Raw genomic sequence first — 13736 nt, forward strand, 5'->3', positions numbered from 1 at the left:
TGGTCGTGGCCGCGCGACGGTCGCACCGGGCGCAGGCCCGGGGGTCTCGACGGCAGCGGCACACCGACGTCGAGGGGCGGGCAATCGGGCCCGCCCCGTACAGTGGGACGCCGACCGCCGAGGGAGGACCGTGCCGATCCGCGAGCCGCGCCAGCCGATCCGCCAGCCCGTCCGACGCCGCACCGCCGCCGCCGTGGTCGTGGCCGCGTGCCTGGGACTGGCGGCGTGCACCGCCGACGACGGTCGGCCCGGCCCCACGACGGGCGTGACCGCGTCGCCGTCGCCGACCGTGATGTCCGCCCAGGTCACGCAGCCGACGACGCCTGCGACCGTGCTGCCCGCGGCGTCCCCGGAGACCGCGGCGCTCGAGGTCGTGCGGACGCTCGTCGCGAGCGCGCCCGTCGTCGTCGTGGCGGACACCGCCGACGCCGCGGCGCAGGACGCCGCGATCCAGGAGGGGGCGCGCCTCGCGGCACCGGTCCTGCTCGGTGGGCCGGGCGTGCCTCCGGACGTGCTGGCCGCCGAGCTCGAGCGGCTCGGCACGCGCTGGGCCGTGGCGGTCGGTGCGACGGCGCCGAGCCCCGACGGCATCCCCGACGGCGTGACCGTCGTCCGCCCGGACGTCGACCCGTCGGCGGCGTCCGCGGCGCCGTCCGACGGGCCCCGGACGACCCCGTCGCCGGCGCGCAGCGCGCGTGCCGACGCGTCGCCGGACGCGACCGCCGCCGACGCGCTGCCTCCCACCACCCGTCCGGCCCCCGTCGAGTCCACGGTGCTGCTCACCGGCGTGACGCCTGCGCTGCCCGTCGCGGTCGCCAACGCCGCGGTGGCCGGCGTCGAGGTCGTCGACGTACCCGGAGGGGATCCGCGCGCGCTCGCGGCGACGGTCCAGGCGCTCGCGGAGCGCCGCCCCGCGCACGTCGTCGCGCTGGGGGACGCCTTCGGGCCGCCGGACCGGCTCGCGACGCGCGTCGCGGCGGCCTCGACCGGCGTCGAGCTGCCCGGCGGCGGTCAGCTCGTCTTCCCGGCCGTCGCGGGGCAGCCGGGCAAGCGGTACGTCGCGCTCTACGGCACGCCGGGCACCGCGGCGCTCGGGGTGCTGGGCGAGCAGGACGTGCCCGCCACGGTCGCGCGCACCCAGGCCCACGCGGACGCGTACCGCCCGCTCACGGGCGACACCGTGGTCCCGGCGGTCGAGATCATCGCGTCGATCGCGTCGGCCGGCCCGGGGGACGACGGCAACTACTCGCAGGAGCGGTCGGTCGACGAGCTGCGGCCGCTCGTCGAGGCGGCCGGCGCGGCCGGCCAGCTCGTGATCCTCGACCTGCAGCCGGGCCGCACGGACTTCCTCACGCAGGCGCAGCTCTACACCGACCTGCTCGCGCTCCCGCACGTCGGCCTGGCGCTCGACCCGGAGTGGCGGCTCGCGCCCGACCAGGTCCACCTGCGCCAGATCGGGTCGGTCGGCGTCGACGAGGTCAACGCGGTCAGCGCGTGGCTCGCCGACCTGACCCGCGAGCGCGCGCTCCCGCAGAAGATGTTCGTCCTGCACCAGTTCAGCCTGCGGATGATCTCCGGACGTGAGCGCCTGGACACGTCGCGCGACGAGCTCGCGACGGTCATCCACGTCGACGGGCAGGGCTCCCAGCCCGCGAAGGCCGGCACGTGGGCGACGCTGCGCAACGGCGCACCCGCCGTGCACTGGGGCTGGAAGAACTTCGTCGACGAGGACCAGCCGATGCTCGACCCGGCGCAGACCTACGGCGTGCAGCCGGTGCCGGACCTCGTCACGTACCAGTGACGTCCGGCGCCGGGTCGGCGGCGTCGACGGCGGACGCGGCGGACGCGGCGCGCGCGGCGGTCGCCGTGAGGTGGCGGTCGAGGCCGCGCTCGCCCAGCCGCATGACGCGCGCGTGCGACGCGACGAACACAGGGGCCAGCAGGGGAGCGGTCGCGTTCATCCAGGCGCGCGCGGTCCGGACGTCCCACACGACGCCGATGCGGGTCCGGGCGGGGTCGAGCGCCTCGAGCACGACGTCGCCGTGCCCGACCAGGTCGCCCGACGCGCGCACCAGCACGCGCCGCTGCGGCTGGGCGGACTCGACGACGAGCGCGACGCGCAGCGCGTAGCCGAGCGGGGTGCGGAACAGCAGCGTCGCGGAGCTGCCGACGAGCCCGTCGACCGGTCGCACGTCGCGCGTGCGCAGGTGGGGCCACCACTGCGGCCACGTGAGCGCGGGGTCCGCGAGCACGTCCCAGCACCGCGCGAGCGGGGCGCCCACGCGCCAGTCGGACGTCAGGACGTAGCCGCGACGGCGCACCCGGCCGAGTCTAGGCTCGGACGCGATGAGCACCGCACCCGACGAGACGCCGGAGGGCACGGGTGCGCGCGACGCCGTCCGGTGGGCACGCCGGGTGTCGCCGCGGACGTGGCGGCGCGTCGCGGTCGTCGCGGCGGGAGTGCTCGTGGCGCTCGTCGTCGGCGTGACGACCGCGTCGGTCGAGCTGAGCCTCGGGCCGCACGAGGCGCGCTACGACGTGACGACCGACGACACCGTGACGATCGACCTCGGACCGGTCGGGACGCTCCAGATCGACTCGCCGCTGCCCCTGACGCTCGGTGTGCGCGTCACGGTGCAGGAGATCCCGGCCGCGGTCACCGAGCTCGACCAGGCGACGACCCTGCAGGCGCTCAACGGCGACCTGCGCAGCTACCTCGCGTTCTTCTCGGCACCGCAGGCTGCGCTCGAGGACGTCGCACGCGCGCTCGTCGCCGACGCGCTCGCCCGTGCCGCGCTCACGTTCGCGCTGCTGACCGCGGTGTGGTGGCTCGGCCGCTGGGCGCTCGGACCCGCGCGCCGGGCTGAGCTCGCGGCCGCGGTGCGCCCCCACCGGCGCGCCCTCGCAGGCGGCGCGGTCGCGGTCGTGGTGGCGGGCACGGTGCTCACGGCGAGCGTGGGCCAGCAGGACCAGCCCGACGCGGCGCGACCGGCGTCGGCGGTCTTCGACGACACACCTCTGGAGGGGGCAAGCGTCACGGGTCGCCTGGGCGGCGTCATCGACACCTACGGCGGCTACGTGGTCGACGCCTACCGCGAGAACCAGGCGTTCTACGCGCGCGCCGGCACGGCGCTCGACGAGGCGTGGGACGCCACGCAGCCGGTGATCGACGCCCAGGAGGCCCGCGACCCGCTCACGGCGAGCCCGACGGCCTCCGCGGGCGCGGACGGGGACGAGGCCGAACCGGTCGTGCTCGTCGTCGTCTCCGACCTGCACTGCAACGTCGGCATGGCGCCCCTCATCGCGACCGTCGTCGAACGGTCCGACGCGGACGTCCTGCTCGACGCGGGCGACACCACGATGAACGGGACCGGGGTCGAGCAGTACTGCGTGACGACCTTCGCGCGCGCCGTCCCGGACGGAGTCGAGCTCGTGACGTCGCCGGGGAACCACGACTCGGCCGAGACGTCCGGGGTGTACGCCCGCAGCGGGGCGCGCGTGCTGGACGGGTCGGTCGTCGAGGTCGACGGCGTGCGCATCCTCGGCGACCACGACCCCGCGCAGACGCGGATCGGCTCGGGCACGGCGGCGACCGACGAGTCGCCGCAGGACATGGCGGAGCGGCTCGCGCAGACCGCGTGCGACGACGAGGACGGCGTCGACCTGCTGCTCATCCACACGCCGCGCGTCGGCACACCCGCGCTGACCGACGGGTGCGTCCCGACGCAGGTGTCGGGTCACCTGCACAAGCGTGTCGGCCCGGCCGTCGTGGGGGAGGGCGTGCAGTACGTGAGCTCGAGCACGGCCGGGGCGACGCTCGGGCAGCCGACCGTCGGCCCGCTCAACGGCACGGCCGAGATGACGGTGCTGCGCTGGGACCCGGACCGGAGGCGGATCGTCGACTACCGGCTCGTGCAGGTGCGCCCCGACGCGTCGGCGTCGGTCAGCCCGTGGCTCCGGTGGCCCGTCCCGACGCCGACGCCGTCGCCCCGCGGAGGGACGAATCACCCTTCACCGATGTGACCGACGTCACCTACTGTGGGAGCGCGAGTGGGGCCATGGTCGTGGCACACCGCCTCCCCTCGCACCAGCCGAACGTGCGCTGAGGGGGGAAGGCGTGGGAGACCAGGTGGAGGGCGCAGCGACGCGCCCCCGGGGCCGTCGGGCGGCGGCCGTCGTCGTCGCGGTGCTCGTGGCCGTCGCGTCGGTGCTGGCGGGGGCGGTGCCCGTCGCGGCCGCGTCCGGGCAGGACCGGCTGCTCGCGGGCGAGACGCTCGAGGCCGGCCACGGGCTCGTCTCGGCGGACGGGACGCAGACGCTCGTGGTGCAGCCCGACGGCGACCTCGGCCTCTACGACGCGGACGGCGTCGCTCGCTGGACGGCCGGCGCAGCGACGCCCGGCGCGCACCTCACGGTCCAGGCGGACGGTGACGTGGTGCTCGTGGCGCCCGACGGGTCGGCGGTGTGGAGCACCGGCACGGCCGGTGCGGCGGGGGCGGCGCTGGTCGTGCGGGACGACGGGGACCTCGTCGTCGAGGCGCCCGACGGCTCGGTCGCATGGGCGTCGGGCACGGCGGTGCTCCCGTCGATCCTCCCGCCCGGCGGCGAGCTCGGCCCCGGCGACGCCCTGACGTCGCCCGACGGTCGTCACACGCTCCTCGTCCTCGACGACGGCGACGTCGTGCTGCTCGGCCCCGACGCGTCGACGCGCTGGTCGGCCGGCACGCACGAGCCCGGCTCGTCCCTCGTGCTGCGTGAGGACGGCAACCTGGTCGTCGTCGAGCCCGACGGCCGCCGGGCGTGGCGCACCCGCACCGCGGGGCACCCCGGTGCGACGCTCGTGGTGCAGGACGACGGCGACGTGGTGCTGTGGGCGTCCGACGGCACGCCGCTGTGGTCGTCGCAGACGGCGATCGGACCGTCCCTGCTCGCGGCGGGTGCGCCGCTCGGCACGGGGCAGGAGCTCGGGTCGTCGGACGGCCGGCTGCGGCTGCGTCTCGACGAGGCGACGCTCGCGCTCACCTACGACGGGCGCCCGGTGTGGTCCGCGCCCGTGCCGACGGGTCCCGGGGCGCGGCTCGCCGTCCAGGACGACGGCAACCTCGTGCTCTCGTCGGCCGACGGCACGGCGCTGTGGTCGACCGGAACCGCGGGCGGCCCCGGCTCGTCGCTGCGGCTCGAGGACGGTGCGGTCCTGCTCCTCGCGTCGACGGGTCAGGAGCTGTGGCGCGTGGACGTCCCGGCCGACCTGCTCGTGCGGCGCGCCGAGCTCGCGACCGACTGCACCGCGGTCGACGCGCCGGTCGCCGAGACCGACACGGTCGTCACGACGACCGGCGTGCGGGTCCACCCGTGCCTCGCGGACGCCGTCGACGCGCTCATCCTCGCGGCGCGCGCCGACGGCATCGACCTGCACGCGTGGGGCTGGCGCAGCGGCGAGCAGCAGATCGCGCTACGGGCCAGGAACTGCGGCGCTTCCGGCGTCTGCTACCCGCCGACGGCCCCGCCCGGCACGTCGCGGCACGAGCGTGGTCTCGCGCTCGACTTCACGGTCGGCGGGCGCGTGGTGCAGCACGGGTCGCCGGCGTTCGCCTGGCTCGTCGAGCACGCACCCGCGGCCGGGCTGAGGAACCTGCCGAGCGAGGCGTGGCACTGGAGCGTCGACGGGTGGTGACGGCGCGGGCGCGCCGGTCGCGCGCCCTACGCTGGTCGCCGTGAGCAGCCAGCCGACGCCCCCGTTGACCGCGGTGACGCAGGACTACCTCAAGGTGGTGTGGTCGGCGCAGGAGTGGTCGGCGCAGCCCGTGACGACCAAGATGCTCGCGGCGCGCCTCGGCGTCGGGGCGTCCACGGTGTCCGAGACCGTGCGCCGGCTCGCCGACGCGGGCTACCTCACGCACCAGCCGTACGGCGCCGTCGAGCTGACCGCCGAGGGTCGCCGGCACGCGCTCGCGATGGTGCGCCGCCACCGTCTGGTCGAGACGTTTCTGGTCGAGGTGCTGGGCTACGGCTGGGACGAGGTGCACGACGAGGCCGAGGTGCTCGAGCACGCGGTGTCGGACCTGTTCGTCGAGCGGATCGACGCGCAGCTCGGGCACCCGCGGCGGGACCCGCACGGCGACCCGATCCCCGGCCCCGACGGCTCGCTCGACACGCCCGAGGCGCGCGTGCTGTGGGAGGCCGAGCCCGGCCGGTGGGCCGTCGCGCGCATCTCCGACGCCGACCCGGAGCTGCTGCGGTACGTCGAGTCCGTCGGGCTCGTGCTCGACGCGCCGGTCGAGGTCGTCGAGCGGCGCACGGTCGCGGGGGTGGTGTCGGTGCGCGCGGGCGAGGGTCCCGACGCGAGCGGTGTCGACCTGGGCGAGGTCGCGGCGCGCGCGATCTGGCTGGTGCCGCAGGCTTGACGCCCGACGCGTGACGTAGGCTCGTCGGTACATCCCGGAGCTGACGACGGCGTGACTCCGCCCTGTGTCGAATCGATTCGTTCGGAGGACCGTCGTGGTTCTGACTCCCGCGCGCACCCGCGCCGCGCTGCTCGCGCTCGCGCTCGGCGGGTTCGGCATCGGCACGACCGAGTTCGCGACGATGGGTCTCCTGCCCGAGATCGCCGCCGACCTCGGCGTCTCGATCCCGAGCGCGGGCCACGCGATCACCGCGTACGCGCTCGGCGTCGTCGTCGGCGCGCCCGTGCTCGCGGCCCTCGGCGCCCGTGCCGACCGTCGCCGCCTCCTGCTCGTCCTCATGGCCGCGTTCACCGTCGGCAACGTGCTGTCGGCCTTCGCGCCGACCGCCGAGACGCTCGTCCTCGCCCGGTTCGTCGCCGGTCTCCCGCACGGCGCGTTCTTCGGCGTCGGCGCCGTCATGGGCACCGCGGTCGTCGGGCCGGAGCGCCGCGGTCGCGCGGTCGCCGCGATGATGACCGGGCTCACCGTCGCCTGCGCCGTCGGCGTCCCGCTCAGCGCCGTCGTCGGCACGGCGGTCGGCTGGCGCTGGGCGTTCGTCGGCGTCGGCGTGATCGGCCTGGTGACGCTCGCGGCGCTCCGGGCGTGGACGCCCACGCTGCCGCCGCTGCCGGGCGCGACGGTCCGCACCGAGCTCGCCGCGCTGCGCAACCGGCGGCTGTGGATCGCGTTCGGCGCGGGCGCGATCGGGTTCGGCGGCATGTTCGCCGTCTACTCCTACGTCAAGCCGCTGCTCACCGAGGTGACCGGCCTCGACGTCGCCGTCGTGCCGCTCGTGCTCGCGCTGTACGGCGTCGGCATGACCGCCGGGACGCTCGTCGGCGGGCGGCTCGCCGACCGGTCCGTGCTCGGGACCGTCGTCGGCGGCATGGTCGCGACCATCGTCGTGCTCGTCGCCATCGCGCTCGTCGGCCCGTACCCCGTGCCCGCGGTCGCGGCGATCGTCCTGCTCGGCGTCACGTCGCAGGTGCTCGGGCTGTCCCTCCAGACGCGGCTCATGGACGTCTCGCCCGCGGCGCCCTCGCTCGGCGCCGCCCTGTGCCACTCCGCGCTCAACCTCGGCAACGCGGCGGGCGCGTTCTTCGGCGGGCTCGTCATCGCTGCCGGTCTCGGCTACCTCGCGCCCGCGTGGGTCGGCGCCGGGCTCACCGCGCTCGGGCTCCTGGTCGTCCTGACGGTCGGGCGGTCCGCTCCGCCGGCGGTCGGTCCGGGCGCGGGTCGGTCAGCGACGGCGGCGACGGGTGCCGAAGAGCGTGCGCGTGATCTCACGCCCGAGCTGAGTGCCCGCTGACCGCAGGAACGCGTCCAGCGGGTCCGACGACGACCGCGACGACCGGCGGGCCGCCGGGCGCTCCCGGGCGGCCTCCCGCTCGCGTCGCGCCGCCTCCTTCTCCGCGGCGGCCCGCTCCTTCTCCGCCTCGGCGCGGTCCCGGGCTGCGACCCGGTCCGCCTCGGCGCGTTCCAGCCGGGCCGTGAGCAGCTCCGCGGCCGACTCGCGGTCCACCGTGACGCCGTACCGGGTCGCGGCGGGCGACGCGGCGACGAGCTGTGCGACCGTGGCCTCGGGTGCGGCGTCCATCGACGCGCGCGGCGCGAGCAGCCGCGTCCAGGCCACCGGCGTCGGCGCACCGCGCTCGCCGAGCACCGTGACCACCGCCTCGCCCGTCGCGAGGTCCTGCAGCACGCGCTCGAGGTCGTACGTCGACGTCGGGTAGGTGCGCGCCGCCGCGCGCAGCGCCTTCGCGTCGTCCGGGGTGAACGCCCGCAGCGCGTGCTGCACGCGGCTGCCGAGCTGGCCCAGCACGTCGGGCGGCACGTCCTTGGGGCTCTGCGTCACGAACACGATGCCGACGCCCTTCGAGCGGATCAGCCGCACCGTCCGCACGACCTGCGCGAGGAAGTCGTCGGAGGCGTCGGCGAACAGCAGGTGCGCCTCGTCGAAGAAGAACACCAGGCGCGGCTTCTCGGCGTCGCCGACCTCCGGCAGGACCTCGAAGAGCTCGGCGAGCAGCCACATGAGGAACGTCGAGAACAGCGCCGGCCGGTCCTGCACGCCCGGCAGCTCGAGCGCCGACACGACCCCGCGCCCGTCGGCCGCCGTGCGCAGCAGGTCCTCGACCTCGAACGCGGGCTCGCCGAAGAAGGCGTCGGCGCCCTGGCCCTGGAGCGCCACGATCTCGCGCAGGATCACGCCCGCGGTGGCCTTCGACAGCCCACCGATCCCCGCGAGCTCCGCCTTGCCGTCGTCGGACGTCAGCCACTGCAGGGCCGCGCGCAGGTCCGCGAGGTCGAGCAGCGCGAGGCCCTGCTGGTCCGCCCAGTGGAAGACGAGCCCCAGGCTCGACTCCTGCGTCGCGTTGAGCCCGAGCACCTTGGCCAGCAGGAGCGGCCCGAAGTCCGTGACCGTCGTGCGGACCGGCACGCCCTGGCCCACGCCGCCGAGCGCGTAGAGCTCGACGGGGAACGACGCGGGCGACCAGTCCTGCCCGAGCGCGCGCGTCCGCTCCGTCAGGCGGTCCGACGCCGCACCCGCGACCGCGAGCCCCGTCAGGTCGCCCTTGACGTCCGCGACGAACGTCGGCACTCCCGCCGCCGACAGCTGCTCCGCCATGAGCTGGAGCGTGCGCGTCTTGCCCGTGCCCGTCGCGCCCGCGACGAGCGCGTGCCGGTTGAGCAGCCCGAGCGGCACCCCGACCCGCGCCGACGGCACCGGGGCGCCGTCCTCGACGAGCACGCCGAGGTCGAGCGTCGGGCCCGCGAACGTGTAGCCCTCGCGCACGGTGCGCACGCGTTCCGGCTCGCTCGCGTCCGGCCCGCCAGCGTCCGGTCCGACCGCGTGAGGCGTCGCGTCTGCGGGCGCGTCGACGGCACCGGCCTCGACACGCGGGGGAGCGGCAGCGGAGGGAGCGGCGGTCGCAGGAGCGTCGGGCGGCGCCGCGGCCGTCCGACCGGCGCCCTCGCCGCCCGCCGCGCGCATCGCGGCGACCTCGGCCGCGAGCGCCTCCGCCTCCGCGCGTGCCGCGGCTGCCTCGAGCCGGGCCGCCTCCGCGGCGGCTCGCGCCGCCTGCGCCTCCGCCGCGGCGAGCCGCCCGGCGTCCGAGGTGTCGCTCATGGCGCGATGGTAGGAGCGGGCCGGTCGCGCTGCAGGTCCACCGGTGCGCCCACCGGGCGCGAGGCGCCGCCGACGTGGGGCGGCGCCGGGGTGATGTGTGTGTGCGGGCGTCACGGGCGCGTCGGTAAACTCCTCGGGTGACGTCGCAGGACACCTCCGCCCCCGCCCCGACCAGCCCGTCGGGCGAGGTCCCGTTCCGCTACACCGCCGCCCTCGCGCAGGAGATCGAGCTCCGCTGGCAGGACGAGTGGCAGCGCCGCGGGACGTTCTTCGCCGCGAACCCGGTGGGCGACCTCACCGACGGCGACGGGCGGCTCGCGCAGCCGGGGAGCCGGCCGTTCTTCGTCATGGACATGTTCCCGTACCCCTCGGGTGCGGGTCTGCACGTCGGGCACCCGCTCGGGTACATCGCGACGGACGTCGTCGCGCGCTTCCGCCGCATGCAGGGCGACAACGTGCTGCACGCGCTGGGCTTCGACGCGTTCGGCCTGCCGGCCGAGCAGTACGCCGTGCAGACGGGCCAGCACCCGCGCACCACGACCGAGGCGAACATCGAGATCATGCAGCGCCAGCTGCGCCGGCTGGGCCTCGCGCACGACCCGCGCCGCTCGTTCGCGACGATCGACCCGGACTACGTCCGCTGGACGCAGTGGATCTTCCTGCAGATCTTCGAGTCCTGGTACGACGAGGACGCGGTGCGCGCGGACGGCGGTCGCGGCGCGGCCCGCCCGGTGAGTGAGCTGGTCGCGGCATACGAGTCGGGTCGCCCGCTGCCCGAGGGCGTCGACGGCGTGGCCGAGGGTGCGACGTGGGCCGACCTGGACGACGTGACGCGTCGCCGCGTCGTCGACTCGCAGCGCCTCGCGTACGTCTCCGAGACGCCCGTCAACTGGTGCCCGGGCCTGGGCACGGTCCTCGCGAACGAGGAGGTCACCGCGGACGGACGCTCCGAGCGCGGCAACTTCCCGGTCTTCCAGCGGAACCTGCGCCAGTGGAACATGCGGATCACCGCGTACGCGGACCGCCTGGCGGACGACCTCGAGCACATCGACTGGCCCGAGAAGGTCCGCTCGATGCAGCGCAACTGGATCGGCCGGTCGCAGGGCGCGCAGGTGCGCTTCGCGGTGCAGGGCGGCAGCGAGGTCGAGGTGTTCACGACCCGCCCCGACACGCTGTTCGGCGCGACGTTCGTCGTCGTGGCGCCCGAGCACCCGCTGCTCGACGAGGTGCCGTCCGCCTGGCCCGACGGCACGCACGCGGCGTGGACCGGCGGCCACCGCACGCCTGTCGACGCGGTCGCCGCGTACCGCGCGGAGTCGGCGGCCAAGACGGCCGTCGAGCGCCAGGCCGACGCGGGCCGCAAGACGGGCGTGTTCACCGGCCACCTGGCCGCGAACCCGGTCAACGGCGAGCTGCTGCCGGTCTTCACCGCCGACTACGTCCTCATGGGCTACGGCACGGGCGCGATCATGGCGGTCCCCGGCGGCGACGAGCGCGACTTCGCGTTCGCGCAGGCCTTCGAGCTGCCCGTCGTCTACACGGTCGACGCCCCGGAGGGCACGCCCGACGGCGCGCGCACCGGCGACGGGACGATCATCAACTCGTCGAACGACGAGATCTCGCTCGACGGGCTGTCCGTGCCCGAGGCGAAGGCCGCGATCATCGCGTGGCTCGAGCGGCACGGCATCGGCGAGGGCACCGTCACCTACCGTCTGCGCGACTGGCTGTTCAGCCGTCAGCGCTACTGGGGCGAGCCCTTCCCGATCGTCTACGACGAGCACGACCTGCCGGTCGCGCTGCCCGCCGACGCGCTGCCCGTCACGCTGCCCGAGGTCCCCGACTACGCGCCGCGCACCTTCGCGCCCGACGACGCGCAGTCCTCGCCCGAGGCGCCGCTGGGCCGCAACGACGAGTGGGTGACGGTCACGCTCGACCTGGGTGACGGCCCGAAGCAGTACCGCCGCGACACGAACACCATGCCGAACTGGGCCGGGTCGTGCTGGTACTACCTGCGCTACCTCGACCCGACGAACGACGAGCAGCTCGTCGACCCCGCGCTCGAGCGCTACTGGATGGGCCCGGGCCACGGTGCGCAGCCGGCCGACTCGGTCGGCGGCGTCGACCTGTACGTCGGTGGCGTCGAGCACGCGGTCCTGCACCTGCTGTACGCCCGGTTCTGGCACAAGGTGCTGTTCGACCTGGGCCACGTGTCGAGCGCCGAGCCGTTCCACAAGCTCTTCAACCAGGGCTACATCCAGGCGGCGGCCTTCACCGACGAGCGCGGCGTCTACGTGCCCGCGGACGAGGTCGTCGAGGACGGCGACGCCTTCACGTGGCAGGGGCAGCCCGTCACCCGCGAGTACGGGAAGATGGGCAAGTCCCTGAAGAACGCCGTCACGCCGGACGAGATGTACGCCGAGTACGGCGCCGACACGCTGCGCGTGTACGAGATGTCGATGGGACCGCTCGACCTGTCGCGTCCCTGGGAGACGCGCGCGGTCGTCGGGTCGCAGCGCTACCTGCAGCGCCTGTGGCGCAACGTCGTCGACGAGACGACGGGCGCCCTCGTCGTGACGGACGACGCGCCGTCGACCGAGACCCTGCGCGTGCTGCACCGCACGATCGCCGACGTGACCGCCGACATGGAGGCGATGCGTCTCAACACCGCGATCGCCAAGCTCATCGTGCTGAACAACCACCTGACGACGCTCGACGCCGCCCCGCGCGCGGCCGTCGAGGCGCTCGTGCTCATGACCGCGCCCGTCGCGCCGCACGTCGCCGAGGAGCTGTGGCAGCGGCTCGGCCACGACCGGTCGCTCGCGCACGAGCCGTTCCCCGTCGCCGACCCCGCCTACCTCGTCGAGGACACCGTCACGTGCGTCCTGCAGGTCCAGGGCAAGGTGCGGGGCCGCGTCGAGGTCAGCCCCGACGTCGCCGACGACGAGCTGACCGCGCTCGCGCTCGCCGACGCGGGCGTGCAGCGCGCGCTCGCGGGTCGCGACGTCCGCACGGTCATCGTCCGCGCGCCGCGCCTCGTCAACGTGGTGCCGGTCTGACCGCGCCCACCGGGCGACGTGCGGGTGCCCGCCCGCACGTCGCCGTGGTCACCGACTCGACGGCGGCCCTGAACCCCGCCGACGCCGCCGCGTGGGGCGTCGAGGTCGTGCCGCTCGACGTGGTCGTCGACGGCGAGCGGCACGCGGAGGGCGTCGACCTCGGACCGGCCGAGCTCCTCGCGGCCCTCGGCCGTGGCGCGCGCGTCACCACGTCGCAGCCGCCGCCCGCCGCGTTCGCCGCCGCCTACGAGCGCGCCGTCGCCGCCGGTGCGCGCGAGATCGTCTCCGTGCACCTCGCGGGCGGCCTCTCCGGGACCGTCCAGGCCGCTCGCGTCGCCGCCGCGACCGTGCCGGTGCCGGTGCACGTCGTCGACTCCGGCACCGCCGGCATGGCGCTCGGGTTCGCGGTGCTCGCCGCGGCGCGCGCCTCCCGGACCCCGCTCGTCCCGGCCGCTCCCGTCGCGCGCGGGGTGCGCGGCTGGTGGCACGGACGGTTCGCGCGCCCGACCACGCCGGGCGGTGCGGAGGTCGCCGACGTCGCGCGGACCGTCGCCGCGTCGAGCCGCGTGTGGTTCCTGGTCGACTCGCTCGACCACCTGCGCCGCGGTGGGCGGCTCGGCGCGACCGCCGCTGCGCTCGGCACCGTCCTGGGGCTGCGGCCCATCCTCACCGTGCGCGACGGTTCCGTCGTCGTGGTCGAGAAGGTGCGCACGCGCCGGGCCGCGCGCGACCGGCTCGAGGCGCTCGCCGTCGCTGACGTCGCACGGCGCACCGCTGCACGCGTCGCCGTGCACCACCTCCAGCAGCCCGAGCTCGCCGCCGCCGTCGCCGAGCAGGTCAGCACGTGGGGTGCGCAGCGCGTCGTCGAGGCCATCACGTGCGACGCGGGAGCGGTGCTCGCGGCCCACGTCGGCCCGGGCCTGCTCGCGATCGTCGTCGCCGACGCCTGAGCGCCCGACGCCTGACGCCCGACGCCCGACGCCCGACGCCACAGGGTCGCGTGTCCTCGCGTGACGTCGTGCGACCTCGCACGGTCACGTGAGGTGTCCACAGCCCGATGTGGCGCGCGTCGATCCACGGGGTCCTTGTGGTCGCGGCGGCCGGAGG

9 protein-coding genes are annotated in these 13736 nt (G+C 75.9%); 7 read left to right on the forward strand and 2 right to left on the reverse strand.

What is annotated here, in order from left to right:
- Nucleotides 1-130: 130 nt before the first annotated feature.
- A complete protein-coding gene (locus OMK64_RS05655) occupies nt 131-1801 on the forward strand; it encodes a hypothetical protein (RefSeq protein WP_272727111.1) in 1671 nt (556 codons plus the stop codon).
- On the opposite strand, the gene OMK64_RS05660 is transcribed toward OMK64_RS05655, so the two are convergent.
- Nucleotides 1788-2321 (reverse strand): SRPBCC family protein, encoded by a 534-nt coding sequence (locus OMK64_RS05660; protein ID WP_272727112.1) that lies wholly within the window; start codon nt 2319-2321, stop codon nt 1788-1790. The genes OMK64_RS05655 and OMK64_RS05660 overlap by 14 nt on opposite strands.
- A gap of 25 nt (nt 2322-2346) precedes the next feature.
- On the opposite strand from OMK64_RS05660, the gene OMK64_RS05665 reads away from it, so the two are divergent.
- From OMK64_RS05665 to OMK64_RS05680, 4 genes are all read left to right on the forward strand, one after another.
- Entirely contained in the window at nt 2347-4023 is a 1677-nt protein-coding gene (locus tag OMK64_RS05665; RefSeq protein ID WP_272727113.1) for a metallophosphoesterase family protein, read from the forward strand.
- Nucleotides 4024-4117: 94 nt separating this feature from the next.
- Entirely contained in the window at nt 4118-5674 is a 1557-nt protein-coding gene (locus OMK64_RS21025; protein WP_272727114.1) for a D-alanyl-D-alanine carboxypeptidase family protein, read from the forward strand.
- 40 nt (nt 5675-5714) lie between these two features.
- Entirely contained in the window at nt 5715-6404 is a 690-nt protein-coding gene (locus tag OMK64_RS05675) for a metal-dependent transcriptional regulator (RefSeq protein ID WP_272727115.1), read from the forward strand.
- Nucleotides 6405-6498: 94 nt separating this feature from the next.
- Entirely contained in the window at nt 6499-7752 is a 1254-nt protein-coding gene (locus tag OMK64_RS05680; RefSeq protein WP_272727116.1) for an MFS transporter, read from the forward strand.
- Here the strand turns inward: OMK64_RS05680 and OMK64_RS05685 are convergent.
- Complete coding sequence (locus OMK64_RS05685; protein WP_272727117.1) at nt 7684-9573, reverse strand: helicase HerA-like domain-containing protein; 1890 nt, start codon at nt 9571-9573, stop codon at nt 7684-7686. The genes OMK64_RS05680 and OMK64_RS05685 overlap by 69 nt on opposite strands.
- Nucleotides 9574-9710: 137 nt before the next feature.
- Here OMK64_RS05685 and leuS point away from each other — a divergent pair, with 137 nt between their 5' ends.
- Nucleotides 9711-12629, forward strand: a complete 2919-nt coding sequence (leuS, locus tag OMK64_RS05690) for a leucine--tRNA ligase (protein WP_272727118.1) — start codon at nt 9711-9713, stop codon at nt 12627-12629.
- A gap of 44 nt (nt 12630-12673) precedes the next feature.
- Entirely contained in the window at nt 12674-13579 is a 906-nt protein-coding gene (locus OMK64_RS05695; RefSeq protein ID WP_272727119.1) for a DegV family protein, read from the forward strand.
- The last annotated feature ends 157 nt before the right edge of the window (nt 13580-13736 follow it).

This window comes from Cellulomonas fimi, from assembly GCF_028527925.1.
Classification (GTDB): Bacteria; Actinomycetota; Actinomycetes; order Actinomycetales; family Cellulomonadaceae; genus Cellulomonas; species Cellulomonas fimi_C.